This is a genomic window from Archangium gephyra (assembly GCF_049060025.1).
GTDB lineage: Bacteria > Myxococcota > Myxococcia > Myxococcales > Myxococcaceae > Archangium > Archangium gephyra_A.
In genome coordinates this window covers 3,053,000-3,076,244 of record NZ_JBMEQQ010000002.1, presented here as the reverse complement: position 1 = coordinate 3,076,244, position 23,245 = coordinate 3,053,000, and the positions used below count along the sequence as shown (strand labels likewise).

The window sequence follows — 23,245 nt, the reverse complement described above, 5'->3', positions numbered from 1 at the left end:
GGCGCCAACGAGGCGTGCGTGAGCGGGACGTGCCAGGACGTGCGGTGCGTGGGGCGCGAGTGCGCGGCGGGCACGGTGTGCGCCAATGGCACGTGCTACGCGCAGTCCTGTGAGGGCCAGGCGTGCAAGGCCGGCCAGGAAGTGTGCGTGGACGGCGCGTGCGAGGACCGGCGGTGCGTCGGGGTGGTGTGCCCCACGGGCCTGCAGTGCGCGGAGGGCCACTGCGGCAAGTGCCCCTCGGGCTTCTACGAGGAGGCCGGCGGGTGCGTGCCCAAGCGGGACGACAGCGCGGCCTGCACCGACAGCAGGCAGTGCGGTAGCGGGAGCTGCGCGGATGGCGTGTGCTGCGCCACGGCCTGTAACGGGCCGTGCGAGACGTGCGGCGCCGACGGCCGGTGTGCCCCGGTGGCGGCGGGCGGGGCGGACCCGGCCTGCGGCACGTACGCGTGCAACGCGGCGGGGGCGTGCGAGACGGGCTGCACCACGGATGCGCAGTGCCAGACGGATGCGCGCTGCATCGACGGGACGTGCACGGCCACGCGCCCGCAGGGCACGGCGTGCGTGACGGGCCTGGAGTGCAAGAGCGGCAACTGCGTGGACGGCGTCTGCTGCGACTCGGCCTGCGAGGGCGCCTGTGAGAGCTGCGCCCAGGAAGGGCGCGTGGGCGTGTGTCTGCCGCTGCCGGCCGGCACGGTGGGCGAGGCGGGGACGGGGACGTGTGCCCCCTACCTTTGTGACGGCTCGGGCACGGCGTGCCCCGAGAGCTGCGAGCTGCACCGGGAGGTGCGCCGACGGCAACTACTGCGACGGCCGCGCCTGCGTGCCCAAGCTGGACGCGGGCGAGGCGTGCTCCCTGGCCGAGCAGTGCGAGAGCAGCCACTGCGTGGACGGCGTGTGCTGCAACACCTCCTGCGACGGGGCGTGCGATGCCTGCGACCTGCTGGGCAACAAGGGCAACTGCTCGCCGGTGCCGCCGGGCGATACCGGCGCTCCCTCCTGCTCGCCGTACACGTGCGATGGCACCGGGACGTCCTGCCCCGCGGGGTGTACCGCTGACGCCCAGTGCGCCGAGGGCAACTTCTGCAATGCCTCCGGCACCTGTGAGACGAAGAAGACGCCGGGCAATGCGTGCGGCGTGGAGACGCAGTGCGCCAGCGGCCAGTGCGTGGACGGCGTGTGCTGCGACACGGCGTGCACCGGCGCCTGCGATTCCTGCGACGTGCCGGGCAAGACGGGTACCTGCAGCCCGGTAGCGGCGGGCGGAACGGGCAGCCCCTCGTGCGGTGCCTACGTGTGCGGTGGCGGCTCGGCGGCTTGTCCCAGCGCGTGCACCTCGGATGCGCAGTGCGCGGCCGGCAACTTCTGCCAGGCCGGTGCGTGCGTGCCGAAGCAGACCCACAGCACCGCCTGCACCGCGAACAACCAGTGCGGCAGCGGCCAGTGCGTGGACGGCGTGTGCTGCGACACGGCGTGCACCGGTGCCTGCGATGCCTGCAACGTGGCGGGCAGCGCCGGTACGTGCAGCCCGGTGGCGGCGGGCAACCCGGGCTCGCCCTCGTGCGGTGCCTACGTGTGCGACGGCACCTCCGCGAGCTGCGGCTCCACCTGTGCCTCGGATGCCCAGTGCTCCGCGGGCAACTACTGCAAGGCGGGCACGTGTGCACCCAAGGAGACCAACGGCACGAGCTGCGGCGGCACCAACGCGTGCGCCTCGGGCCAGTGCGTGGACGGGGTGTGCTGCGATACCGCCTGTGATGGGGCCTGTAACTCCTGCGCCCTGCCCGGCAACGTGGGGAGCTGCACGCCCTTCCCGGACGGCAGCGCGGGCAGCCCCACGTGCGCCCCCTTCGTGTGCAGCGGTGGCGGCGCGTCCTGCCCCTCGGCCTGCACGAGTGATGCGCAGTGCGTCTCGGGTAACTACTGCGACGCGGGAGCGTGCGTGCCGAAGAAGACCAATGGTGGCACGTGCACGGCGGCCAACCAGTGCGGCAGCGGCCAGTGCGTGGACGGCGTGTGCTGCAACTCGGCGTGCACCGGCTCCTGCGATGCCTGCAACGTGACGGGCAGCGTGGGTACCTGCGGCCCGGTGGCGGCGGGCAACCCGGGCTCGCCCTCGTGCGGCGCCTACGTGTGCAACGGCTCCTCCGCGAGCTGCCCCACCGCCTGCACCTTGGACGCCCAGTGCGGCGGCGGCAACTTCTGCGACGCGGGCGCGTGCGTGCCGAAGAAGACCAACGGTGGGGCGTGCTCGGCGGCCAACCAGTGTGGCAGCGGCCAGTGCGTGGACGGCGTGTGCTGCAACTCGGCGTGCACCGGCTCCTGCGATGCCTGCAACCTGCCCGGCGGCGTGGGCACCTGCGGCCCCGTGGCGTCGGGGAGCACGGGCTCTCCCTCGTGCGCCCCGTACGTGTGCGGTGGCACCTCGGCGAGCTGCCCCACCTCCTGCACCAGCGACGCCCAATGCATCGCCGGTGACTACTGCAACGCCGGTAGCTGCGTGCCGAAGAAGTCCGCGGGCGCCACCTGCTCGGCGGCCAACCAGTGCGGCAGCGGGAGCTGCGCGGACGGCGTGTGCTGCAACACGGCGTGCGGCGGCTCCTGCGATGCGTGCAACCTGCCCGGCAGCATGGGCACGTGCAGCCCCGTGGCCTCGGGGAGCTCCGGCAGCCCCACCTGCGCGCCGTTCCTGTGCAATGGCTCCTCGGCCTCCTGCCCCACCACCTGCACCAGCGACACCCAGTGCGCGGCCGGCAGCACCTGCTCCGGCGGAGTCTGCACCAGCCTGAAGCCCAACGGTGGCGCGTGCACGGCGGGCTCCCAGTGCCTCAGCGGAAGCTGCGTGGACGGCTTCTGCTGCAACACGGCATGCGGTGGCTCCTGCGATGCCTGCAACCTGGCCGGCAAGGAGGGCACGTGCAGCCCCGTGGCCTCGGGGAGCACCGGTAGCCCGAGCTGCGCACCCTACGTGTGCGGCGGCTCGGCTTCCTGCCCCTCGGCGTGCACCAGCGACGCCCAGTGCAGCGGCGGCAACTACTGCGACGCGGGCGCGTGCGTGCCGAAGAAGACGAACGGTGGCACGTGCACGGCGGCCAACCAGTGCGGCAGCGGCCAGTGCGTGGACGGCGTGTGCTGCAACTCGGCGTGCACCGGCTCCTGCGATACCTGCAACGTGGCGGGCAGCGTGGGCACCTGCGGCCCGGTGGCGGCGGGCAACACCGGCTCGCCCTCGTGCGGCGCCTACGTGTGCAACGGCTCCTCCGCGAGCTGCCCCACCGCCTGCACCTCGGACGCCCAGTGCGGCGGCGGCAACTTCTGCGACGCGGGCGCGTGCGTGCCGAAGAAGACCAACGGTGGCACGTGCTCGTCCGCCGGCCAGTGCGGCAGCGGCCAGTGCGTGGACGGCGTGTGCTGCAACTCGGCGTGCTCCGGCTCCTGCGATGCCTGCAACGTGGCGGGCAGCGTGGGTACCTGCGGCCCGGTGGCGGCGGGCAACACCGGCTCGCCCTCGTGCGGCGCCTACGTGTGCAACGGCTCCTCCGCGAGCTGCCCTACCGCCTGCACCTCGGACACCCAGTGCGGCGGCGGCAACTTCTGCGACGCGGGAGCGTGCGTGCCGAAGAAGACCAACGGTGGCACGTGCTCGTCCGCCAGCCAGTGCGGCAGCGGCAACTGCGTGGACGGCGTCTGCTGCAACACCACGTGCGGCGGCGGCGCTTGTGATTCGTGCAACCTGCCGGGCTCCGTGGGGACGTGCAGCCTCATGCCCTCCTCCTTCCAGTGCCGCGGCTCGGCGGGCACGTGCGACCCGGCCGAGTTCTGCACCGGCTCCAGCGCGGTGTGCCCCGCCGACGCGCGCTCCAGCGCCACGACGGTGTGCCGCCCGGCCTCGGACTCGTGTGACGTGGCGGAGACCTGCGATGGCTCCAGCGTCTCCTGCCCGGCCGATGCCCTGGTGAGCGCGGGCTCCGTCTGCCGTGCCTCCTCGGGCACCTGTGACGTGGCGGAGACGTGCAACGGCTCCAGCAAGGCCTGCCCCGCGGACGCGGTGGTGCCCGCGGGCTCCGTCTGCCGGGGCTCGGCGGGGGCGTGCGACCCGGCCGAAGCCTGCAACGGCAGCTCCAAGTCCTGCCCGGCCGACACCCTGACCGCAGCGGGCACCACGTGCCGCGGCTCGGCGGGGGCGTGCGACCCGGCCGAGACGTGCACCGGCTCGAGCGCGGCCTGCCCGGCCGACACCCTGACGGCCGCGGGCACCGTGTGCCGGGGCTCGGCGGGAGCGTGCGATCCGGCCGAGTACTGCACCGGCTCCGGCGCCTCCTGCCCGGCCAACACCCTGACGGCCGCGGGCACCGTGTGCCGCAGCGCCACCGGGGCGTGTGACGTGAGGGAGACGTGCACCGGCTCCAGCGCGAGCTGCCCCGCCGATGGCTATCGGAGCGACGGCACGAGCTGTGGCAGCGCCAGCTACGGTGGCTGGAGCACGTGCGGTGGTTTCTCGGGCACCTGCGGCCAGACGGGCAGCCAGTCCCGCGGCGTCACCACCTATGCCTGCAGCTCTGGCTCCTGCCTGGGGTCCACCTCCAGCGAGTCCCAGAGTTGCAGCCGCAGCACCACGGGGAATAGCTGTGGCAGCACCAGCTACGGTGGCTGGAGCGCGTGCGGTGGCTTCTCGGGCACCTGCGGCGAGTCGGGCAGCCAGTCCCGCACCGTCACCACGTATTCCTGCGGCTCCGGCTCTTGCGGGGCCTCGAGCTACACCGACACCCAGAGCTGCAGCCGCAGCACCACGGGGGCGAGCTGCGGCGCCACGGTCTACGGGGCATGGAGTGCGTGCGGTGGCTTCAGCGGCACCTGCGGCGAGTCGGGTACCCAGTCCCGCACCGTCACCACGTATTCCTGCGGCTCCGGCTCCTGCCAGCCCTCGAGCTACACAGAGACCCAGGCCTGCTCCCGGAGCACCGCGGGGAATAGCTGCGGCACCACCACCTATGGCTCGTGGGGGACCTGCGTGCGCTGGAGCGTGTGCGGTCCGGGCGAGCAGACCCGCACCGTCACCACCTACACCTGCTCCGCTGGCGGTTGCGTGGGGAACACCGGCACGGGCTGGCAGAGCTGCCCCGGCAACACCTGCCCCTCTGGCACGTCGTGCCAGTGCGGCGGCGATGAATGCCTCCGGCCCGGTCAGGTGTGCCGGTAGCGGGGGGGTAGGGCCGGGCCGCCGGTGTGTCAATCGCCGTTGACGCGTCAGAAAGGTCCTTTGACGCGTCAATCCGGTCCGGCCAGCCCGGGAAGACGCCTTTCTCCTCCCCCCGCCCCTCGGAAGTGCCCGGAATTCCTCTACATGGGTCGTGGGCATGATTCGTGGTAGGGCCCCCCACGACAGGGACCGCGACCGCGGTCCGCGAGTGGAGGAGAGCCTTGTCTGTACGAGTACTTCGACAATGTCTGAGCGGTGCCCTCATTCTCGGGGCGTGTAGCGCACTGGCGCAGGAGCAGCGCATCCCCAGCTTCGAGCTGGAGCGGCTCCAGCTCAATCCGGGCGCGAGGGACAGCCTCGTGCTGTCCACGGGAGATCTGCTTCTCCAGGGGCAGTACCGGCTCGCGCTGACGGGCCACTGGGAGCACAACCCCCTGGTGCTGCTCGAGAATGGCGAGCGCACGGCCGTCATCGTCAAGGACCGCGTGACGGCGCACGTGAGCGGCGCCTACGCCCTCTATGACTGGCTCGAGCTGGGCGCGCAGGTCCCGCTGGTGGGGCAGTGGGCCGGCAACCCGGGCGCCGTGGGGCTGGCGGCGCCTTCGTCCTTCGCGCTGGGCACTCCCTGGGTGCAGGGCCGTGCGCGCCTGCTGTCCGAGGCGAACGAGGACGCGCTGGACCTCGGGGTGCACCTGGGCGTGGCGCTCCCGCTGGGCAGCGCGGAGGCGCTGACGCGGGATCAGGGCTTCACCTTCACGCCGCGCGTGGGGCTCGGCAAGCAACTGGGCAGTGGGTGGCGCGTGGGCGCCGACGTGGGCGCGCTGCTGCGCACGAAGACGTACGTGCTCTCGCCCGACACGGCCCAGCCCCGGGACGAGCTGGGCGTGGAGATCAACGGCGGCCTCAACATCACGGGCCCGCTGGTGAGCAAGGTGCGCGGCGAGCTGCTGCTGCGCGGCACCGTGCCGCTGGCCCGCTCCCCCCTGTCCATGGAGGCCCTGCTGGGCCTGCGCGCCCCGGTGGGCCCTGTGGAGGTGTACGCCATGGGCGGCCCCGGCTTCGGCAACACGGTGGGCACGCCGGCCTTCCGCTTCCTGGCCGGAGTGGCCTACGCCCCGAGCGACAAGCCCGTGTGCGTGGAAGGCCAGTCCTACCCGGTGGCGCTGTGCCCCGAGCTCGACGCGGACGGCGATGGCGTGAAGAACGTCGCGGATCGCTGCCCCCAGGATCCCGGCCTCGCTCAGCTCGAGGGCTGTGCGGACAAGGATGACGACGGGGATGGCGTGCTCAACCTGGCGGACCGCTGCCCGAAGGAGCCGGAGAACGTCAACGGCTTCGAGGACGGCGATGGCTGCCCGGATGACCCGGACTCGGATGGCGACGGCATCGCCGACTCGAAGGACCGCTGCCCGAAGGAGCCCGAGGACAAGGATGGCTTCCAGGACGAGGACGGCTGCCCGGATCCCGACAACGACGGGGATGGCGTGGCGGACAAGGACGACTCCTGCCCGCTCGAGGCGGGGCCCGCGGCGAACAAGGGTTGCCCGGACAAGGATCGGGATGCGGACACCGTCGTCGACCGGCTGGACAACTGCCCCGACGAGCCCGGCACCGTGCAGAACAACGGCTGCAAGGAGAAGCAGCGCGTGCGCATCGAGACGGGCCGCCTCGAGATCCTCGAGTCCGTCTACTTCGAGCTGAACAAGGACGTCATCGATCCGCGCAGCTACAAGCTGCTGGACAACGTGGCCTCCATCCTCAAGGCGCACCCGGAGATCGAGAAGATGCGCGTGGAAGGCCACACCGACAACCAGGGCGACGCCGAGTACAACACCGGCCTGTCCCAGCGCCGTGCCGAGTCCGTCGTGAAGTACCTCGTCGGCAAGGGCGTGGCGCGCGAGCGGCTGGAGGCCAAGGGTTTTGGCCCCACGAAGCCCATCGCGGAGAACACCAACAAGGAAGGCCGCGCGAAGAACCGCCGCGTGGAGTTCCACATCGTCGGCGATACCGAGGGCGTGGAGACGCGCCCTGGTGAGCCGAGCCCCGACACCGTCAAGTGAGACCGACCATGAACCTGAAATCCAATTCCTGGCGGAGCCCGGTGATGCTCGGGCTCGTCCTCCTCTTCAACGCGGCGGGCTGCGATGCGCAGTTGGAGCAGCCCTCCGCCGACTCCGCCCTGGTGCAGTCCAGCCAGCCGCTCGCCTCTGTCTGTGGCAACGGCCTCGTCGAGGAAGGCGAGGCGTGCGATGACTCGAACACGGTCGCGGGTGATGGGTGTGATGCCACCTGCGCCATCGAGCCGGGCTCCAGCTGCCACGACGCGCCCTCCCTCTGCACCGCCGGGTGCGGCGATGGGACGCTCGGCGAGGGCGAGCAGTGCGAGGACGGGAACAGCACCGCCGGTGACGGATGCTCCGCCACCTGCACCGTCGAGCCGGGTTACGTCTGCGCCGGCACGCCCGTGTCGGTGTGCACGGTGACGTGCGGCGATGGCGTCAAGGCCCCTTCCGAGGCCTGCGACGATGGCAACAGGACCAACGGCGACGGCTGCTCGGCCACCTGCACCATCGAGGCGGCACAGGGCTATGGCTGCCAGAACACGGGGAAGAGCTTCTTCTACTCCCGCCTGGGCAAGAGGGACTGCACGAATGTCAGGGACCTGGTCACCCCGGATCTGACCGCCCTCCCGGCCCTGCCCGCGCTCAGCACGCCGGACCGCTACCGCATCCGCTACGTCGCCGGTGCCGTCAGCTACTCCGGCACCAACAACTGGTTCCCCGGCATCTTCGGCGTCAATCCCACGGAGGGTTCGACGAGCGGGGCGTTCGCGCTCGGGTACAGCCCGCCGGGCTCGAGCCCCACGCGGGAGCTGGCCGTGAGCAGGGCCTTCACGAGCTCGCTGGTGAAGGACTTCGATGCGGCCTCCGGTGGGGTGCGGATCGCGCTCATCGACACCGACTGCGTCCTGTTGAACAACACCGAAACCGCCGTCTTCTACCGAGTGGATGCGCTCTCCATCTGCCAGCTCATCCCCGTCATCACCACCCCGGCCGAGGGCGCCACGTCCTCCGGGACCATCTCGGGCACGGCGACGCCGGGCTCCACGGTGAACGTCTACGTCGATGGAAGCACCACCCCCGCGTGCACGGCCACGACGGCCGCCGATGGCACGTGGACGTGCACGGTGCCGGGCATCACCGACCGGGTGCAGACGATCGTGGCCCGCTCCACCGTACTGAGCGCCACGGAGAGCTCGACCCCCCGGACCTTCGTCGGGGACATCATCCCGCCCGACACCACCATCCCCGCGGGTCCGCCCACGAGCGGCCCGGAGCGCACCGGCAGGTTCGAGTACGCCTCGGACGATCCCACGGCCACCTTCGAGTGCAGCCTGGACGGAGGGGCCTTCGTCCCCTGCGAGGCGGAGTACACCGTCGAGCCGGGGCCGCACACCCTGGTCGTCCGCGCGGTGGATCCGGCGGGCAACGTGGATCCGACGCCGGCCGAGTACTCCTGGACGGTGGTGGATGACACCCCGCCCGACACCACCATCACCCAAGGACCGCCCGAGCGTGGCACGGGGCGCACCGGCGGGTTCGAGTTCTCCTCCACCGAGCCTGGCTCCACCTTCGAGTGCAGCCTGGACGGAGGGGCCTACGCTCCCTGCGAGGCGGAGTACACCGTCGAGCCGGGGGAGCACACCCTGCGCGTCCGCGCGGTGGACCCGGCGGGCAACGTGGATCCGACGCCGGCCGAGTACACCTGGACGGTGGTGAATGACACCCGGACGTTCGCGGGCGGTGGGTGCAGTGCCATGCCCGGGCCGTCGCTCGTGTCGCTGTTGGCGTTGATTGCCCTCTGCCGGCGCAACCGCCGCTGAGAGGGACGGGGGGCCCCTGGTGGATGCACCAGGGGCTCCTCCCGGACCGCCAGACCAACGCACCTTTCCGACGGGAGCCGTGTTATCGCCCGTATGCTTGAAAAACATACACGGAGGCGGATCCATGCGTTCACAGGCTCTTTCGGCATTACTCTTCATCCTGCTACTCACCTCGTGCAGCTCCGCGAGGCCACGGCCCGAGATGGGCAACGAGGGGCCCTCGGGCGCGCAGAGCGGCAACGTCGCTTTCGCCGGTGCCGCGGGAAGCGTTCAGAGCATGGACGCCAACCTGACCACCTACAGCTATGTCGCCGTCACCAACGGCGTCATTTCCGAGCCTCGGTTCCGGCACTCCTCCGGCCGGCGCCATCCAGCTCCCCGCGGGCGCGGCCGTCTACCCGGGGTTCATCGACAGCCACTCCCACGCGGTCAGCTTCCTCGTCCCCACCATCAATGGCCCGGACGGGAGCCCTTTCTGGCTCAACCTCGCGAACGTCAACGTGATGTTGCAGCCGAACTGCCCGGCGCAGCCGTCTTGCTTCGCGCCCATGACCACGCAGGACCAGGTCATCAACGCCCTCAAATCCGCCAAGCCCAACGCCATTGGCTGGGTGCTCGGCTGGAATTACGAGCCCTCGCGCCTCTCCTGCAACGGCAACAAGAGCTACGGCTTTCTCTGCCCGGATAACTTCGAGAACGCAAACCAGCAAACGGCCCTGCAGCAGATGGACGCGATCCGCAGCGACGTCCCGATGATGGTCACCAGCGAGTCCGGCCACATCGTGTATGTGAATACGAAGGGTCTCGCGGCCCTGAACCTCTGCCCTTCGGGTAGCGCCACGGCGAAGTGCCAGGCGCCCATCGTCAATCCCAGCGCCGAGTGGAAACTCGCCCAGAATGGTCAGTTGGACGAGGACCTCGCGATGTCTGCCGCCAGCTACATCCTCGGCCAGATGAACGAGGTCATGAAGACCCAGGACGACCCGCTGCCGGTGTTCCGGCAGTTGATCACGTCGTCGACGCGGAAGTACAGCCAGCTCGGCTTCACCACCGTCCAGGAAGGCGCCGCCAACCCCGCGCTGATCGCCGCCTATGTCGCCGTCGCTCGAGCCGCCCCGCTGCCCGTCCGCATGGCGTTGCTCGATTACATCGAGCTTTCTCCCAGCGACGCCGCCACCTACCAGAAACGGATCGCCGTCGCGGCCGCCCTGCGCGACAGCCTCGCCGGCTCCGACATGTTCCTCGCCGGCATCAAGCTCTTCGCCGACGGCAGCAATCAGAGCTACACGGGCGATATGTCGAGCCCCGTTCAGTACTCGAACCTGAACAAGCCCTTCACTGACTCCACGATCTTCCCGCAGCAGCCCTACGACGGCCTGCCCGATCTCGACGCGAACGCCCTCGGTCAGGTGGTCCAGTGGGCGCATGCGAAGCAACTCCCCGTCTTCATCCACACGAACGGCAATCAGGCGCAGGCGAACACGATCGCCGCGCTCACCGGGAACCCGGCGGCGGGGATCCGCGACGTCATCGTCCACTTCACCATGCCCACCCAGGCGCAGATCCAGAGCCTCGCGAAGGCCGGCAACATTGGCGTTACCTTCCTGATGAACGATTTCTATTACTATTACCAGCCGCTCTGCGAGCAGGTGCTCGAGGTGTCCTCGACCGCCAACATGTACCCCGCGGCGTGGGCTGCCTCCGCCGGCCTCCGCCTGGGCCTGCACTCGGATACCAGCGTCACGCCGCCGTCACCGCTTTTCAGTGCGTGGGTCGCCTCGACTCGCAGCGTCCAGGCCCCGGCGTGGATGCCCGCCCTGAGCCCGCAGTGCCAGGCGAACCGGACCAACCAGACCATCTCTCGGTTGCAGGCGATCAAGGCCTACACCAGTGACGCCGCATGGCTGTACAACCGCGACGCGGCGCGCACGGGCATCACCCCCATCGGTTCGCTGCAGAATCAGTATGCGGGTGACCTCGTCGTCTTCTCGGCTGACCCGCTGAACCCCGCGACGGACCTCTCCACCGTGAAGGTGCTCTACACGGTTCACAACGGCAAGATCGTCTATTCCGATCCCACCGGCAGCAATCCGGTGGTCTGGCCGAATTAGAACGGCCTGGGTCTGCGAAGGCCTTGCACCCGCGGTTGGCTGAGCCCGGCCGCCTCGCGGAGGGGCTCCAGCGCTTCATCCTGGCGCCCCAGGCCGTTCTCGGGGGAGGGGAGCAGCTCGCGGAAGAGGGTGATGGCCTCCAGCGCCTCCCCTCCGTTTCCCGCATGGCCGCCTGCGCCTCCTCCGGGCGAGCCAACACGCCTCTGCATGCCAACGACAGGCAGAGGCTGGCGGGAGGCGCTGACCGATGGTGCCCTCGGCTCGCTCACACTATCTGATGCGTGCAACCGAACCCATTCACATTCCCCGGGGGTGCTGTGCAGAGCCCTTCCTGACCAACAAACCGACGCACCTGTGGTCGGCCGGGTTGTATGAAAACTGAATGACGTCGGTGTCGGCAAGCTCTTGAATCACATCAATGTAAGCCTGGGAAGCGCCGGAAACCTCGCACCAGCCCGTAGCGCCGTTGCTATCCTTGGCATCGCATCTCAAATAGTTGTACACACCGGACGATGAGGCATTCACCTGAAAAACGCACTCAATGGATTGGGTCGAGTCGGATGAATTGTAAGCCCCGGCCATCGAGCCTGATACCATACAGAGGGTCGAAACTGGACAGTTGACCTTGACTTCGACGTTCTTTCTTTCCCCTGCAGACGCGGCTGTGCCCAGAAGCAGAATGCCAACAAAGAGCAGATGTGCGGCTTTCATGAGTTCCTCCTCACATATCGAGAGCTGAACAACAGGACTAACCTACTTTATCCGCGAAGTCCTGTCGATCCCTGGTAGTCGGCTTTTGCAGCAAGGGAGGGGCCGGCCGTGTCGTTCAGAAGCGGGCGGAGGATGGCCGCATCGCGTACAGGATGAAGCGCCCGCTGCCCGAAGGCCGTGGGGCCCCAGGCCTTGACGGTGGCGGCGTGCTCAGGCCAGGGGGAGCAACAGGGCGCGGAGCCTCCTCGGGCGCGTGGAGCACCTGCCATCCCTTGGGGGAGAGGGAGAGCAACTTTCTGGAGGCCAATGCCGCCAGGGCCCGGTCCACGCTGCGCCGCGCCGCTCCTATCTCCAGCGCCAGCCGCTGACGGGAGAGGGGATGGCGGATGACGAGCCCTTCTTCTCCCGGGCGGCCGAAGTGCTCCGCGTACTCCAGCAACACGCGGATGAGCCGCTGCTCGCACCCATCGAAGCCCATGGCGCGGCTGACCCGGATGGTGCCCTCGAAGCTGGCCGCCAGGTTCGTCAGCACCGCGGTGGTGAAGCCGTGGTCCATCGCGAGGGCCTCGCGGAACACGGGGGCCGGGAGGACGTATCCCTCCAGGGGCGTGAGCGCCTCCGCGGAGGCCACCCAACGGCGGGCCTGCATCACCTCGAGCACCCCGAGGATGTGCGGTGCCCGGAGCAGCTTCACGGTGAACTGACAGTCCGGCGACAGGGCGTGGAAGATCCGCACCACGCCCTGCGACAGGAGCGTGAGGCCCTCGACGGCCTCCCCGGCGGTGTGGAAGGTCGTTCCAGCGGGAAGCTCGAGCGGAAGGACCGCGGCCTCCAACTGGCTCCGTGTCGTCCGGGCGCATGTGCTCAGCGGGCTCCAGGGGGGCAGCGGGCGACGCACGTCCATACCCGAGAGAGGGCCCGGGCCCGCCCGCATCCCAGAAATCGGATTTCGGCGGGATTTTCCCGCGCTCGCACTGCGCCAGATGTCGCAACCTGTTTTGGGGGGATATTGGGTTTAAGTGGGTAGTCCAGTATTCCTGGGTTGTTCCCACGGCAACCCCCGGAGGCAATCCCCCATGTTTCGATTCCAGACCCAGTTCGTGGCGCTGTCCCTTCTCTCCCTTTCGCTCGCCGTGACCGGCTGTGGTGGTGTCGAGACGGAGGACATGGCTCCGGATGAGCAGGCGTCCTACGACGCGAACCACGACGTCCACGCCGACCACGGGCATGAGCAGGACATCGGCACCACGGAGTCGGCGGTGTGTGGCAACTGCGACAACTGCGTGCTGCACGCGCGCTGCCGACAGCCCAACCTCCCGTACGGCCTGACCTACTGGAGCGACAAGGTCGCGATCATCAACAGCAACCACGCCCACAGGGGTTGCGTGGCGATGATCCCGACGTCGAGTGTGTACGGCCACGTCGCGTATGTCTCGAACGTGGACACCGCGCCGAACCCGAACCGCATCACCCTGCAGGAGGCCAACTGGGTGGGCAACACCTGCAGCTCGCGCACGGGCACGAAGGATGGGTTGAACATCCGCAACTACTGGTGCCCCGCCGGCGCGCACACCGCGAACTGCGCTGGCCGGCTGTAAGACCCGCACCCGCGGGTTCTTGGCTCGGCGTGCCCGTGCGTTTGGAGCGTCCAATGCTGTTTCAGTATGACGTCTGGCCGTCCGGTGAACACCGGGCCAGGACGGACCCGTACACGGGCGCCGGGACATGCGTTAAGCTCCACGGCGTGAGTCTCACGCACATCCAGTCCTTCATCGCCGTGGCCGAGGAGCGCAACGTGGGGCGCGCCGCGCGCCGGCTCCACCTCACGCAGCCGCCGCTCAGCCGCCACATCCTCGCGCTCGAGGACGAGCTCGGCACCCGGCTGTTCGAGCGCACGCCGAGCGGCATGCACCTGCTGCCGGCCGGCGAGGCTTTCCTCCAGCACGCGCGCCGCATCCTCGCCGAGGTGGACGCCGCGGTGCACACCGTCCGGGGTGTCGCGGCGCGCAAGCAGGACTCCTAGTCAAACTCCGGGGTGGCCGCCGGCTCGAGCAACGCCTGCTACACCCAGGCCAGCACCTGCTCCTGCGTGACGCCCAACTGACCGGCGAGCCCGTGGGCTCTCCCGAGGCTGGAAGCCGGCGCGAATTTCCATGCACTGGAGGCCATCGCCCTGTGGGCCTGCCTGGCCATCGGCGCGGCGGTGGCCCCCCGTCGGTGGTCTGGACGTGGCTCTAAACAGGAAATAGCCGCCTATTCACTTTAATCAGTAAAATTTGCAAGAGACGTTCAAAGGATACCCCCATGACGCCCCTCCGCCGTCGCTCCCTTGGAGCATCCGCCGCGCTCGCCGTCTGCCTCAACGTCTCCCTCCAGGCAGGCGCTGCTCCCCGGCCCGTGTACGCGCCGGGTAGCGGGTTCGCCGACCCTTCCGTGGTCAATCACAACAACCAGTTCTACGGCATGTCGACCGGGAGCCTCGTCCCGGCGGCCCAGGGGAACATCGCCTCCGGTCCCTGGGTGGCCGAGGGTCCGGCCCTCACCTCGAAGCCCTCGTGGGCCACGGGCGGCGGCATGTGGGCCCCGGACCTGGAGCGGATCAGCGCGAACGAGTGGGTGCTCTACTTCTCCGCTCCCGTGGACGGGCTGGGCGCCAACCAGCGCTGTATCGGCGCGGCCACCGCCAGCTCGCCGCTCGGGCCGTTCACCCCGGTCGCGGGCGGACCGCTGGTCTGCCCGGGACTGGCGAACGTCCCCACCGCGGGTGACACCGTCCCGGGCCGCCCCCTCACGAACGCCGGTGTCATCGACCCGTCCGGGTTCAAGGACAGCGATGGGACGCGCCTCCTGCTCTACAAGACGCAGCAGCTGCCCTCGTCGCTGCGCATCGTCCGGCTCAACGCCGCCGGCACCCACGTGGCCAGCGGCGCCACCAGCCGTCAGTTGCTGCGGTCGGACCGCATCGTGGAGAACCCGGTCCTGGTGAAGCGCGCCGGGGACTACTTCCTGTTCGCCTCGCGCGGGCCGTACAACAAGTGCACCTACGAGACCATCTGGATGCGGGCCAACGGCGTGGGCACCAACGCCTTCAACGCCGTCACGCAGCACCCCCTGCTCACGGATGGGAACACCGGCGGCGTGTGTGGCCCCGGCGGCGCGGACATCGCCGAGGCGATCGACACCGGGCAGCGGATCTTCTTTCACGGCTGGCTGTGCGGCAGCGGCCCCTGCCCGATCAACTTCGACGCGCAGACCGACGACGGGGGCCGCCGGGGCATGTACCTGGGCGTGCTGGGTTGGGACTCCCAGAACAACCCGGTCGTCAACAAGTTCCTCAGCCCGGAGTGACCCGGTCCCTTCGCGCCTCCCCGCTCCAGTCCCATTCACCCCCCTGAAAAACCATGCTCAAACTCTTGTCCTCGGCATTCCTCGGCCTGCTCGTCTCCCTGGGGTTCATGCCTTCCACCAGTCCGGAGGAGACGGTGGCGCTCGCCGCCACGACGACCACTGTCGCGACCCACAACACCCTTCACGGGAGCGCGAACCTCAGGCCGCTCGCGGACGTCATCGGCTGGCAGGAGGTGGACACCGACGAGGGCCATTCCAAGCTCGGCGCGCTCGAGTACTACAACCACTACCGTCCTGGTGAGAATCGGCTCGACGCCCGCAACTCCATCGCCATCTCGTGGCGCAAGAACAAGTACGAGAGAACGGGAGGCGGCTCCCGGCTCACGCACGGAGGTGAGGCCGGGGTGACGCCCTCGCGCTTCGTGAACTGGGTGGTGCTGAAGAACCTGGACACCGGCGCGAAGCTGGCGTTCATCAACACCCACTACATCTCCGGCGCCTGGAACGGTGAGCACCCCGAGCGCCAGGAGCGCTGGCGGACGCACAACGCCGTGGTGCGCGAGGTCGTTGCGGATCTGCTCTCACAGGGGCTGCCCGTCGTCCTGGTGGGCGACTTCAACCGTCAGCTCTCGCAGGACATCCCAGGGATGAACCACCTGCGGACGGCGGGAGTCGACGGCGTGCCCATCGACCAGATCTACGTCACCCGTGGCATCGGCACCGGTCCCGCCGACCGCTTGGAGAAGTACGGCTCCGACCACTTCGCCTACACCACGACCGTCCAGTACTGACGCACGGCGAGCTCGCGGATACGGGTGGAGGATCATAGGCGGAATAGGCGCCTTGTTGAGGGATCGGGCTGGTGCAAAGGCGTCGAGGAGGGCCGCTGCCGGAGCGAGCAGGACCGAGCGCCGCGCCGGTGCCTTGTCCATCAATTCGAAAGGACATGAAGCGCTGGACCGTGATGTGCCGCACGGCTTCGGCATCCACCTGTCGAAGTTCTCGAATCGGGGTGACAACGCCGGCAACAGCGTCATGCTCCGCGGTTCCAGAAGGAATCCGCCCGGCTCGGCTGGGGAAGGGAGCTCGTTCATGTACGCATCACGTCTGTGGCCTCGTCTCTTGTTGGCCGCCACATTGGGTCTGGCCTGTGTGGAGCAGACCGGCAACCCCGCTTCGGATGCAGGCACCCCGGATGCGGGGGAGACGGACGGCCCTGATGCCGGCCACGGTGACGCGGGGTCGCAAGACGCGGGGCTTCCGGATTCGGGGACACCTGACGCCGGGTTCCCCGATGCCGGTCCCCCTCATGCGCGAGCCCGGATCTTCTTCTCGGGCCACAGCCTGCTCGACAACCCGATGCCCGACTACGTCGACAGCATCGCCAGGAGCCTGGGCAAGGACATCCTCTGGAACCAGCAGAACAGCATCGGTTCACCGCTCCGGGTGCGCACCTGGGGCAACACGGGTTGGGAAGGGTACCGCCAGGGCAAGAACCGTGAGGGATATGGCATGAACGTGGTTCAGGAATTGCTGTCGCCGCGGACGCTGGGCCCGGGAGACCAATACGACACCCTGCTCATCACCGAACGGCACGACATCCTGGGAACCATCGAGTGGGAGAATACGATTGGCTACCTGCGCCACTACCATGACCGTCTGATTGCCGGTAACCCCGAGGGCATCACCTATTTTTATCATACGTGGCTGGATATTGATAAAGCCAACCCGGCCCGGTGGATCAACTACGAGAAGAACGCACTGGCCGCATGGGAGTGCGTGTCCTCGAAGGTGAACCTCACGTTGCAGGACGCGGGGCGAGGTGATCGCGTGGTGACGCTCCCAGGTGGCGCCGCCCTGGTCGACCTGGTGGAACGCGTCCTCGCGAACCAGGTCCCGGGGATCAGCGGCACCACGGAGCAGAAGCTGAACATGATCTTCAGCGACAACGTGCACCTGACGGCCCTGGGCGCGTATTACCTGGCCGCCGTCCACCACGCGTCCGTGTTCCGGGATTCTCCGGCCGGCGCGGCGGGTCCGCCCGAGGCCAACGCGGAGACTGTCCGGGCGCTCCAGACCATCGCGTGGAACTTCGTGAGTGCCTATTACGCCCAGCCCGGCGCGGGCACGCGGACGATGGCGGACTGCCGCACGCGCATCTCCCAGGACGTCTGCCCCGGCTTCTGGACGATCCTGGGCCAGCCCAGGAACACCGCGGGTTGTCAGAACTACTTCAGCAACGCGAACCCCGGTCCCGGTGGAAACCCGTTCGTCTGGCCCGATCCGAACTGGCAGCCGCTGCCCTCTCCGTGAGCCGCCCGTCATCGCACCTGGATGGCGTCTGTGCTCCCCCTGCTCCAGGAGAGGAAGCCCCTGGCTCCTGGATTGCTTGATCGTGAACCATGCTCCACCATCTGCGATTCTTCGCTGAACGAAACCCCGAGGCGCATCAGGTCCACCAGGAGAGTTTCTGTGGCGTGTGCCAGGGCCAGGGGCGCTTCACCGGGGCCGTGAGCACCCTGGCGATCAACTACCTCCAGGCCTACTTCAACCTGCTCGCCTGCGGGCTGGAGGGGGCGCCGTCACAGACGAACGCCTGCCGGACCGAGCGGTGGACACAGGTGGGCGTCCGGCGCGCTTCGCCCCCGGTGGAGCGCTTCCTGGCGGCGGCGAACCTGGCGCTGCTCGCCTCCTGGCTGCGCCACCAGAAGGAGAAGGGGGACCGTCGGGCCCCGGTCGCATTGTTCCTGGTGCGCTCGGGCCTGCGCAAGGCCGAGGCGGAGCTGCGTGAGGCCGGCCTGGAGCCGGCTCGCTTCGAGGGGCTGCCCCGGGCCCCCCCCCTCGCCGACGAGGGCCTGCCAGCGGTGTTCGCGGACATCATGGTCCGGCTCGCCCGGCTGTGCGGGCGGCCGGAGCAGGAGGAGCGGATGGCCCGGACGGGACGCGCCCTGGCCCGGAGCCTGGTGCTGTGGCACGTGTCGCTCCCGCCCAGTCCCGACAACCCGGATTGGTTCCCCGAGCTGCGCCAGGAGCTGGCGGGCCATCCCGAGGCGCTTCGTCAGCAGCGGGAGCTGCACCTGGCCGAGCTGCGTGAGCACCTGGAGGCGCTGCCCCTGGGCGAGTCCCGGCAGGCCGCGCTGGCGGTGGTGGACTCCATGGCGGAGGGAGAGCGCGTCCAGCAGCCCTTGAGGGGCGATCCCTTCGAGGCCTTCAAGCGCCGGTGGATCCAGTCCGGCGATCCCTGCGAGCTGCCCGGCGGCACCATCCGCCGCTGAGCGCGGGTGGAAGGCGTCGCCAGCCACCACCCGGAATGGTCTCAGGGGGTGCCGGACGCGGCCGGTGCTCCGTCCATGAGCTCCGTCAGGGCGAGGGGCAGGGCCTCGAGGGTGGACTTCTCCACCTCGAGCACGTCCTCGGACGAGCCGCGGGCCCACAGGCGCTGCGGGTTGCCCTTCACCGGAGTCCCGAGCCTCAGCCGGGCCACCTCCTGGCCCTGCGCGTCCTGCAGCGTCACCCCGCCGGACGTGTCGCTGATTCCGTACTTGCTCCAGCTCTTCGGGCTGGACTCGCCGATGGCCGACGCCTCGAGCTTCTCCAGCGAGCCGAGCAGCGAGGCCACCTTGAACTGTCTGGCGTTGGCCACCATGGGGCTCGCCATCTCCCACTTGCCGGTGTCGGGGGCCAGCACGACGGAGATCGTCTCCCCGCCGGGGGCGGCCGGGTGGATGACGATGCGGTGCACGTCGCGGACGGAGAAGGAGAGCACCTTCCGGTCCTTGAAGTCCTTGGGCTCGAGCTCCAGCGCATTCAGGGCGAGGCTGTCCACCTGGGAGAGCATGGACTCCGAGTCCCACTCGGACAGGGCGAAGGTCTGCTTCACGCCGTCCAGCTCCAGCTCGGTGAGGCGCACGCGCACCGGCCCGCCGATCTTCCGCACGAAGGTCGCCTGCGCCAGGGGCTTCTCCAGGGCCTGACGCACCTTCTCCTCGTGCTTCGGCTCGGGGAAGGAGATGGCGCGGTACCCGTTGAGCGCCGACACCATCCGCGTCACCTGCCCGGTCGCCGCGCGCAGCTCCACCGGCTGCGCCAGCTTCCACGGCTTCTCGGTGGTGGCGCGCTCCAGCACGAAGGCGTTCTTGCGGGCCTTCACCTCGATGCGCAGGAGCGAGGGCTCCTCCACGGGGAAGGCCACGCGGTCTCGCCATTCATTGGTGTGCTTGAGCAGCAGGAAGCGGAGCCCGCCCTGGGCGGTGTAGACGCGCGGGTCACCCTCGCGGCGCACGTACACCGAGCCGTCGAAGTTGTTCTCCAGGCCCAGGTAGACGGTGATCGAGCGCTGGCGCGCCGGATCGTCCGCGCCGCCGCCCTGGGCGTCCGGCACGTAGGCCCGGGCCATGATGGTGGCGCGGGGCTGCTTCAGCCCGTAGCGCTCGATGTCGGCGTCGGTGGGGTTCTCCTCCAGCGTGGCCTTGAACTTCGCGGCCGAGAGCTGGCTGACGAGCGTGCTCACCTCCGTCTTGTCCGCCAGTGCGGACACCGGCGAGGTGATGCGCCAGGTGTTGTCCTGGAGCTCCATCACCGTCTTGCCCTGGGCCACGTCGACGGACAGCCAGGTGAAGACGGGCTCGGGCGAGGTCCCTCCGTCCGTGCCGGGCTCCCCGGGGGACTGGACGGCGAAGACCTTCTCCTCGGCCTGCTTGCGCTGGGCGTCCTGCTGCTCCGGCTGCATGACGCCGAAGTACGCGTAGAGACCGAGCCCGCCGGCCACCAGGGCCACGGCGAGCAACGTGACGAGGTTCTTCTGTTGGACGTTCACTTGTTGCGCCTCGAGAGCCAGATGGCCAGGCCCACGCCGAGCAGCGACAGGGGCAGGACGTCGGTGGATACGAAACGGATGCGGTTGAGCATGTCCGCATCCAGTTGGAGGGTGGAGGCCGCGCGGTCCGGCGGGCGGATGGTGACCTTGTCCACCTGGCTGGTGGCCCAGCCGAACGCGTTCATCACCAGGTTGCGGTTGCCCTCATGGCCCCAGTTGGAGTCCATGAGGATCTCCGAGTCACCCACCACCACGAGCCGCGCCTCGTCGAAGCGCCTGTTCTGCGCGCCCGAGGTGGTGCGCGTGCTGGCCGTCACCAGGGGAATCTGGCCGGTCCGCTCGCCCTCACCAGCGGCCGGCTTCTCGTCGGGCGTCAGCTCCGCCCAGCCGAAGGGCGAGCTGCTGACGACCGGCACCACCTTCACGCCCTCGGCCAGCCCTTGGGTCAGCACGGTGAGGGGGCGCGCGGTGGGGAACTCGATGTTGAGCTGCCGCTGGCTGAGGGGCAGGGAGATCTCGTGCTGGCCGTAGAAGAGCGAGAGGACGACGTAGGGGCTGCCGCCGTTGAACTGCGCATCGGCGACCACGCCCTTGTCGACGGCCACGCCGTACTCGGCGAGCAACCCGGACATCTCGGGGCCGGGCTCACCGTAGGCCTCGGCGAAGTAGACCATGCGGCCGCCGCCGGCGAGGTACTGGCGCAGGGAGTCCACCTCGGAGGGGCTGAAGCGTCCCTTGGCGCCCGCGACGACCACCAGCGCGGCATCCCGGGGCACCGTGGTGCCGCCCGCGAGGTTGATCTCCCGGGTGCTGTAGCCCTCCTGGTTGAGCTGCTGCTTCATCTCCGAGAGGCTCGTCGTCCGGCCGCGCTGGCCGGGCATGGGCACCGGCTGCTCCAACGGCCACTCGCCGTGGCCCACCACGAAGTACACCCGCTGCTGGCTCACCTGGGTGAGCTTGATGAGGGCGTTGGTGAGTTCCTGCTCGCTGATGACGTTGAGCGAGGTGTGTGACTCGCTGGAGCCCTCGCCGCGGGTGAGCACCACCGTCGTCTGGGCCTCGGTGAGCTGGTACTTCTCGGCCAGGTCCGGGTAGCGGCGCGGATCCTTGAAGGAGTACTCGAACTTGTCCGGCGCCTCCGTGTGGTAGCGCTCGAAGGTGGCCTGCAGGGCCTCGTAGGCGGGGTGATCCGGGGGGATGAAGCCGATGGCGCGCACCGGCTCGTCCAGGCCCTGGAGCGTGAGCAGCGTTTGGGGCGAGAGCGTGAAGATCTTCTGCTCCGTCAGATCCCAACGCACGTTCTTCTTGTGGGCGATGTAGTTGATGGCCACCAGGGCGCCGAGCGTCAGCAGCAGCATGAGCGCGGTGCTGCCGAAGAAGAAGCTGGAGCGCCGCGAGGCGAACTGGCCGAACTGCTTGAAGTTCGTGGCGACGTAGAGCCCCAGCAGCACCAGACCGGCCACCACCTTGGTGGCGACGATGGCGAAGGAGCCCGAGGAGAAGAAGAGGGTGAAGGGGCTGGAGAACAGCAGCAGCAGCCCGAAGCCACCCAGTATCTTGCCGATGTTGGCCGCTTTCATGGGCACACTCGAGGGGGGCACGTCATGCCCAGCGCTGCGCTTCCACCGTGCGGTGGCTGAGCAGCAGCGAGAAGAAGATGACGGAGAAGAAGAAGACGATCGCCTTCAAGTCCAGCACGCCGCGCATCAGGCCCTGGAGCTGCGAGCCGAAGGACAGGTAGTTGATGAAGGAGCGCACCGGCTCCTCGGTGGCCTGCGCCAGCCCCTGCAGCAGCATCCACGGCAGCAGCACCGCGAAGGTGACGAGCGCGGCCACCATCTGGCTCTCCGTCAGGGAGGAGATGAAGAGGCCCACGGCCATGCAGGTGGCACCCCAGAGCAGCAGCCCGCCGTAGCCCAGCAGCACGGTGCTCCACTCCAGCGCGCTGCCGGAGTCGGCCCGGCCGAAGACGGTGAGCAGCAGGGGGAAGAAGATGGTGAGCCCCAGGGTGGCGGTGATGATGCCCAGGCCGCCGAGGTACTTGCCCAGGACGATCTCCACCGGCCGCACCGGCGCCGTCATCAGCAGCTCGAACGTCTTGTTGCGCTTCTCCTCCGCGAACAGCCGCATGGAGAGGAAGGGCACCACGAAGAGCGTGATGATCATCACCGTGGACCAGAAGGGCACCATCACCCCGTCGGTGAGGTTGCGGAACTCCTGGGGGATGCGCTCCCAGCCGTACGCGCGCGCCATCTCCTGGGCGCGCTGGAACTCGTAGAGGCCGTTGACGAAGAAGAACGACGAGATGGCCAGCATCGCCGTGAAGACGGCGTAGGCCCAGGGCGTGGTGAAGTAGATGGACAGCTCTTTGCGGGCGATGGCCAGCGCGGTGCGCATGGGGCCTCCAGGACCGTGTGCGGGGGGACTCGCGCGCCTCAGGCCGCGGTCAACTTGATGAAGATCTCCTCCAGCGAGACGTTCTCCGCCTTGCCGCCGTGCACCTTCGCGAGCTTGCGGATCTGATCGTACGCCACCACCCGGCCCTGGTTGATGATGAGGACCTTCTCGCAGGTCATCGTCACCTCGGGGAGGATGTGGGTGGAGAGGATGACGGTGTGCTTGCCCGCCAGGCCCTTGATGAGGGAGCGCACCTCGGCGCGCTGGGCGGGATCCAACCCCTCGGTGGGCTCGTCGAGGATGAGCACCGGCGGGGAGCCGAGCAGGGCCTGGGCAATCCCCACGCGCTGCTTGTAGCCCTTGGAGAGGTTCTGGATGACGCGGCCCATCACGTCCGCCAGCCCGGTGAGGCCGGCCACCCGCTCCAGCTCGGCGCGGATGCCGCGGCCGGGCAGCCGCTTGAGCTCGGCCACGAACTTCAGGTACCCGGCCACCGTCATCTCCGGGTAGAGGGGCGGGGTCTCGGGCAGGTAGCCGATCCGCCGCTTGACCTCCAGGGGCTGCTCGAAGACGTCGAAGCCCGCCACCTTCGCCGTGCCCTCGGAGGGGGGCAGGAACCCGGTGAGGATCTTCATGGTGGTGGACTTGCCCGCGCCGTTGGGCCCGAGGAACCCGAGGATTTCTCCCTCGGCGACCGAGAAGTTCAGGCAATCCACCGCGACCCGCTCCCGGTATCGCTTGGTGAGGTTCTGGACCTCGATCATGGGCATGGGAAGGCTCCG

The 23,245-nt window shown here is 69.1% G+C and carries 16 protein-coding genes; 10 read left to right on the top strand and 6 right to left on the bottom strand.

What is annotated here, in order from left to right:
* Positions 1–820: 820 nt before the first annotated feature.
* From ACN28I_RS13080 to ACN28I_RS13065, 4 genes are all read left to right on the top strand, one after another.
* Positions 821–5,197, top strand: a complete 4,377-nt coding sequence (locus tag ACN28I_RS13080) for a hypothetical protein (RefSeq protein WP_420942373.1) — start codon at positions 821–823, stop codon at positions 5,195–5,197.
* Between the two features lie 221 nt (positions 5,198–5,418).
* Positions 5,419–7,257 (top strand): OmpA family protein, encoded by a 1,839-nt coding sequence (locus ACN28I_RS13075; RefSeq protein ID WP_420942372.1) that lies wholly within the window; start codon positions 5,419–5,421, stop codon positions 7,255–7,257.
* Between the two features lie 8 nt (positions 7,258–7,265).
* Positions 7,266–9,080 (top strand): DUF4215 domain-containing protein, encoded by a 1,815-nt coding sequence (locus ACN28I_RS13070; RefSeq protein WP_420942371.1) that lies wholly within the window; start codon positions 7,266–7,268, stop codon positions 9,078–9,080.
* Positions 9,081–9,385: 305 nt separating this feature from the next.
* Positions 9,386–11,191 carry an amidohydrolase gene (locus ACN28I_RS13065; RefSeq protein ID WP_420942370.1) on the top strand — a complete coding sequence of 602 codons (1,806 nt, stop codon included), beginning with the start codon at positions 9,386–9,388 and terminating at the stop codon, positions 11,189–11,191.
* Positions 11,192–11,488: 297 nt separating this feature from the next.
* On the opposite strand, the gene ACN28I_RS13060 is transcribed toward ACN28I_RS13065, so the two are convergent.
* On the bottom strand, positions 11,489–11,902 hold the full coding sequence (locus ACN28I_RS13060) for a hypothetical protein (protein WP_420942369.1): 414 nt from the start codon (positions 11,900–11,902) through the stop codon (positions 11,489–11,491).
* Between the two features lie 115 nt (positions 11,903–12,017).
* Complete coding sequence (locus ACN28I_RS13055) at positions 12,018–12,737, bottom strand: Crp/Fnr family transcriptional regulator (protein WP_420942368.1); 720 nt, start codon at positions 12,735–12,737, stop codon at positions 12,018–12,020.
* A 241-nt stretch (positions 12,738–12,978) separates the two neighbouring features.
* Here ACN28I_RS13055 and ACN28I_RS13050 point away from each other — a divergent pair, with 241 nt between their 5' ends.
* The 6 genes from ACN28I_RS13050 to ACN28I_RS13025 all read left to right on the top strand — a co-directional run bounded on the left by ACN28I_RS13050 (position 12,979) and on the right by ACN28I_RS13025 (position 18,525).
* Positions 12,979–13,500, top strand: a complete 522-nt coding sequence (locus tag ACN28I_RS13050; RefSeq protein WP_420942367.1) for a hypothetical protein — start codon at positions 12,979–12,981, stop codon at positions 13,498–13,500.
* A gap of 146 nt (positions 13,501–13,646) precedes the next feature.
* Positions 13,647–13,925, top strand: a complete 279-nt coding sequence (locus ACN28I_RS13045) for a LysR family transcriptional regulator (RefSeq protein ID WP_420942366.1) — start codon at positions 13,647–13,649, stop codon at positions 13,923–13,925.
* 281 nt (positions 13,926–14,206) lie between these two features.
* Positions 14,207–15,250, top strand: a complete 1,044-nt coding sequence (locus tag ACN28I_RS13040; RefSeq protein ID WP_420942365.1) for a glycoside hydrolase family 43 protein — start codon at positions 14,207–14,209, stop codon at positions 15,248–15,250.
* Between the two features lie 53 nt (positions 15,251–15,303).
* On the top strand, positions 15,304–16,041 hold the full coding sequence (locus tag ACN28I_RS13035) for an endonuclease/exonuclease/phosphatase family protein (protein ID WP_420942364.1): 738 nt from the start codon (positions 15,304–15,306) through the stop codon (positions 16,039–16,041).
* A gap of 133 nt (positions 16,042–16,174) precedes the next feature.
* Positions 16,175–17,563 carry a hypothetical protein gene (locus ACN28I_RS13030; protein ID WP_420942363.1) on the top strand — a complete coding sequence of 463 codons (1,389 nt, stop codon included), beginning with the start codon at positions 16,175–16,177 and terminating at the stop codon, positions 17,561–17,563.
* A 164-nt stretch (positions 17,564–17,727) separates the two neighbouring features.
* Entirely contained in the window at positions 17,728–18,525 is a 798-nt protein-coding gene (locus tag ACN28I_RS13025; RefSeq protein WP_420942362.1) for a hypothetical protein, read from the top strand.
* Positions 18,526–18,566: 41 nt separating this feature from the next.
* Here ACN28I_RS13025 and ACN28I_RS13020 read toward each other — a convergent pair whose 3' ends face one another.
* The 4 genes from ACN28I_RS13020 to ACN28I_RS13005 are packed head-to-tail and all read right to left on the bottom strand — an operon-like array spanning position 18,567 to position 23,233.
* Entirely contained in the window at positions 18,567–20,066 is a 1,500-nt protein-coding gene (locus ACN28I_RS13020; RefSeq protein WP_420942361.1) for a DUF4340 domain-containing protein, read from the bottom strand.
* Positions 20,063–21,646: a GldG family protein gene (locus ACN28I_RS13015; RefSeq protein WP_420942360.1), complete on the bottom strand. Its 1,584-nt coding sequence runs from the start codon at positions 21,644–21,646 to the stop codon at positions 20,063–20,065. Before ACN28I_RS13015 ends, ACN28I_RS13020 begins: the two co-directional genes overlap by 4 nt.
* A 22-nt stretch (positions 21,647–21,668) precedes the next feature.
* Positions 21,669–22,463: an ABC transporter permease gene (locus ACN28I_RS13010; RefSeq protein ID WP_420942359.1), complete on the bottom strand. Its 795-nt coding sequence runs from the start codon at positions 22,461–22,463 to the stop codon at positions 21,669–21,671.
* Positions 22,464–22,501: 38 nt separating this feature from the next.
* Positions 22,502–23,233: an ABC transporter ATP-binding protein gene (locus tag ACN28I_RS13005; RefSeq protein ID WP_420942358.1), complete on the bottom strand. Its 732-nt coding sequence runs from the start codon at positions 23,231–23,233 to the stop codon at positions 22,502–22,504.
* Positions 23,234–23,245 lie beyond the last annotated feature (12 nt).

Excerpts from the sequence above, each read along its gene's own strand:
- ACN28I_RS13070 (WP_420942371.1), top strand. The coding sequence starts at position 7,266 with ATGAACCTGAAATCCAATTCCTGGCGGAGCCCGGTGATGCTCGGGCTC.
- ACN28I_RS13065 (WP_420942370.1), top strand. The coding sequence starts at position 9,386 with ATGTCGCCGTCACCAACGGCGTCATTTCCGAGCCTCGGTTCCGGCACT.
- ACN28I_RS13060 (WP_420942369.1), bottom strand. The coding sequence starts at position 11,902 with ATGAAAGCCGCACATCTGCTCTTTGTTGGCATTCTGCTTCTGGGCACA.
- ACN28I_RS13050 (WP_420942367.1), top strand. The coding sequence starts at position 12,979 with ATGTTTCGATTCCAGACCCAGTTCGTGGCGCTGTCCCTTCTCTCCCTT.
- ACN28I_RS13040 (WP_420942365.1), top strand. The coding sequence starts at position 14,207 with ATGACGCCCCTCCGCCGTCGCTCCCTTGGAGCATCCGCCGCGCTCGCC.
- ACN28I_RS13035 (WP_420942364.1), top strand. The coding sequence starts at position 15,304 with ATGCTCAAACTCTTGTCCTCGGCATTCCTCGGCCTGCTCGTCTCCCTG.
- ACN28I_RS13015 (WP_420942360.1), bottom strand. The coding sequence starts at position 21,646 with ATGAAAGCGGCCAACATCGGCAAGATACTGGGTGGCTTCGGGCTGCTG.
- ACN28I_RS13010 (WP_420942359.1), bottom strand. The coding sequence starts at position 22,463 with ATGCGCACCGCGCTGGCCATCGCCCGCAAAGAGCTGTCCATCTACTTC.
- ACN28I_RS13005 (WP_420942358.1), bottom strand. The coding sequence starts at position 23,233 with ATGCCCATGATCGAGGTCCAGAACCTCACCAAGCGATACCGGGAGCGG.